We start from the raw sequence: 3344 nt of genomic DNA on the forward strand, positions 1-3344 counted from the left end.
GACCTGCTCGATCAGCCCGTCCCTGAGAACCACCACGCGGTCGGCCAGCGTCATGGCCTCGACCTGGTCGTGCGTGACGTAAATGGTCGTCGCGCCGAGCGCGCGGTGCAGCTTGTGGATTTCGACGCGCGTGTTGCCGCGCAGCGCGGCATCCAGGTTGGACAAGGGCTCGTCGAACAGGAACACCTTGGGTGCACGCACGATGGCGCGGCCAATCGCCACCCGCTGCCGCTGTCCACCCGACAGGTCTTTCGGTGTGCGGCCCAGGTACTGGGTGAGGTTGAGCGTTTTGGCCGCGTACTCGACCTTGGCCTGGATCTCGTCCTTCGGCACGCCCGCAAGCTTGAGCGCAAAGGACATGTTGTCGTACACACTCATGTGCGGGTAGAGCGCGTAGCTCTGGAACACCATCGCCAGGTCACGCTTGCCCGAAGGCGTCCAGGTGATGTCCTTGCCGTCCAGCAGCAAGTTGCCTTGGGTGATGGGCTCCAGCCCCGCGATGAGGCGCAGCAGTGTCGATTTACCGCAACCCGAAGGTCCGACGAAGACGATGAACTCGCCCTTGTTGATTTCAAGATCAACACCGCGGATGATTTGGGTTTCCCCGAAACTTTTCTCGATGTTCTTGAGTTCCAGATAAGCCATGGGTCAATTCCTTTCACTTCACCGCACCGAATGTCAGGCCTTGCACCAGCTGTTTCTGGCTGAACCAGCCGAACACGACGATCGGTGCGATCGCCATCAGCGAGGCGGCTGACAATTTGGCCCAGAACAGCCCTTCGGGGCTGGAGTACGAGGCGATCAATGTCGCCAGCGTGCCGGCCTTGGCCGAACTGAGGTTGAGCGCCCAGAAGGCCTCGTTCCAGCTCAGCACCAGGCACAGCAGGCCGGTCGAAGCGAGACCGCCCACCGACAGCGGCAGCACAACATGGCGAAATTCGGTCCAGAGGCTCGCACCGTCCATGCGTGCGGCTTCCAGGATCTCGTTCGGAATGTCCTTGTAGGCGCTGTAGAGCATCCACACCATGATCGGCAGGTTCGCCAGCGTGAACACAATGGTCAGCGCGGTGAGCGAATCCAGCAGGCCCGCGGTCTGCGCGAGAACGTAGATCGGCACCAGCGCACCCACCGCCGGCATCATCTTGGTGGAAAGCATCCACATCAGGATGTCGCGCGTCCTCTTCGTACGGAAGAAGGCCATCGAGTACGCGGCAGGTGCCGCGATCAACAGGCCGATGAGGGTTGAGCCAAGGCTGGTAATGAGCGAGTTGCGCGCGTACAGCAAGTAGTCGCTGCGGCGCTGCACTTCACTGAAGTTGTCTAGCGTGGGCTCGAAAATAAAGAGCGGCGGCACATGAATCGCCTGCAGTTCAGTCTTGAAGGCCGTGAGAAACAGCCAGCCGAGCGGAAAGAACAGCAGCAGCGCCACTGCCCACGCACCCACGGTGCGCAGCAGTTGCGGAAGAAAATTGCTGGGTTGCACAGTCGTTCCCTTAGTCGAGGTTCTTGCCGACGATACGGATGAGGAACACCGCCACGATGTTGGCCACCACCACTGCAAACAAAGCACCTGCCGATGCCACACCCACGTCAAAGTTCATGAGCGACTGCTTGAAGATCATGTAAGTGAGATTGGTGCTCTCGTTGCCCGGGCCGCCATTGGTGGTGATGGCGATCTCGGCGAACACGCTGAGCAGAAAGATCATTTCGATCATGATCACCACCGCCATCGGCCGGCCAAGATGCGGAATGATGAGATAGAAGAAGCGCTGGAACGAACTTGCACCGTCCATGCGTGCCGCTTCCATCTGCTCGCGGTCGAGCGACTGCAGCGAGGTAATGAAGATCAGGCAGGCAAAGGGCAGCCATTGCCAGGCCACCATGATGATCACCGACAACAGCGGCACATCGGTGAGCCAGTCGACCGGTTGCGCACCGAAAAAACGCCAGAGATCGGCAAGCACGCCGTAGATCGGGTTCATCATCATGTGCTTCCACAGCAATGCGTTCACTGCGGGCATGACAAAAAAAGGCGAGATAAGCAGCACGCGGACGATGCCTCGCCCCGGAAAGGGCTCGTTCACCAGCAGCGCGAGCAGCACGCCGAACACCACCGTGATGACGATCACGCTGCCGATGAGCAGCAGCGTGTTCCAGGTCGCGGGCCAGAAGTCCGGATCGGTGATGAAGTACTGGAAGTTCTCGATGCCGACGAACGGATGGTCGCCGGGCTGCATGAGGTTGTAGCTCACGAACGAGAAGTACAGGGTCATCACGAGCGGCACGATCATCCAGAGGAAGAGCGTGAGCACTGCGGGCGCCATGAGCGCGCGAGGCAGGAGGCGGTTCATGTTGTGGGTCCCGGGCGTCGGGGCAGAACTGCCGCGGATCCGGCTTCACCGGTCCGCGGGCAGGGCATGCTGCCTGTGGGTTTACTTGTAATACCCGGCCTTTTTCATCTCGCGCTCGGCGGCTGTCTGTGATGTCTTCAGGGCCTGGTCCACTGTGACCTTGCCCGACAGCGCTGCGCTCATCTGCTGCCCCACCGCCACGCCGATGGCCTGGAACTCGGGAATGGCCGCGTACTGCACGCCGACGTAAGGCGACTTGGGCAGCGTGCTGTCGCTGAGGTTGGCGCTGTCGATGGCTTTCTTCTCGGCGGCAGCAAACTTCGCAACCTTCTGGAACTCTGGGTTTGCGTAGGTCGACTTGCGCGTGCCGGTGGGTACCGTCCCCCAGCCATGTTCTTTGGCGACCAGATTGATGTACTCCCTGGAGGTAGCCCACTTCACGAAGGTCTGGGCAGCCGCGCCCTTGGTCGAGCTGGCCGGAATGGCCAGGTTCCACGTCCACAGCCAGTTGGCGCCCTTGGGCGTGACGGCAACAGGGGCCTGGGCAAAGGCCACCTTGTCGGCCACCTTCGACTGCTTCGGATCACTGATAAACGAGGCGGCGATGGTTGCGTCCACCCACATGCCGCACTTTCCTTCGTTGAAGAGTGCGAGGTTCTCGTTGAAGCTGTTGGCCGAGGCGCCGGGCGGGCCGTAGGCTTTCATCAGGTCCACGTAGAAGCCGATCGCGTCCTTCCACGGCTTGGTGTCGATCTGCGGTTTCCACTGCATGTCGAACCACTGGCCGCCGTTGGTATTGACCAGCGTGGTCAGGAAGGCCATGTTGTCGCCCCAGCCCGGCTTGCCGCGCAGGCACATGCCATACACACCGGCCTTCGGATCATGGATCTTGCCGGCCAGTTCCTTCACCTGTGTCCAGGTGGGCTGCTCGGGCATCTTGAAGCCGACCTTGTCGGCGAGGTCCTTGCGGTACATGAGCATCGAGCTCTCGCC

4 protein-coding genes are annotated in these 3344 nt (G+C 61.0%); all 4 read right to left on the bottom strand.

Annotation, left to right across the window (positions count from 1 at the left end):
* Positions 1–645 (bottom strand): ABC transporter ATP-binding protein (locus AC1D1P_RS18415; protein WP_477673959.1); only part of this gene is annotated, 645 nt, incomplete at its 3' end.
* A gap of 13 nt (positions 646–658) precedes the next feature.
* Positions 659–1483 carry a carbohydrate ABC transporter permease gene (locus AC1D1P_RS18420; protein WP_477673960.1) on the bottom strand — a complete coding sequence of 275 codons (825 nt, stop codon included), beginning with the start codon at positions 1481–1483 and terminating at the stop codon, positions 659–661.
* Between the two features lie 10 nt (positions 1484–1493).
* Positions 1494–2351 (bottom strand): carbohydrate ABC transporter permease, encoded by an 858-nt coding sequence (locus tag AC1D1P_RS18425; RefSeq protein ID WP_477669911.1) that lies wholly within the window; start codon positions 2349–2351, stop codon positions 1494–1496.
* A gap of 81 nt (positions 2352–2432) precedes the next feature.
* Positions 2433–3344: extracellular solute-binding protein (locus AC1D1P_RS18430; RefSeq protein ID WP_477673961.1), on the bottom strand; the 912-nt coding region annotated here is incomplete at its 5' end.

The sequence above is a fragment of the Polaromonas sp. P1_E1_2 genome (assembly GCF_056406035.1).

What these genes read in the sequence shown, in the direction of transcription:
- AC1D1P_RS18425 (WP_477669911.1), bottom strand. Translation starts at nt 2,351, where the DNA reads ATGAACCGCCTCCTGCCTCGCGCGCTCATGGCGCCCGCAGTGCTCACG.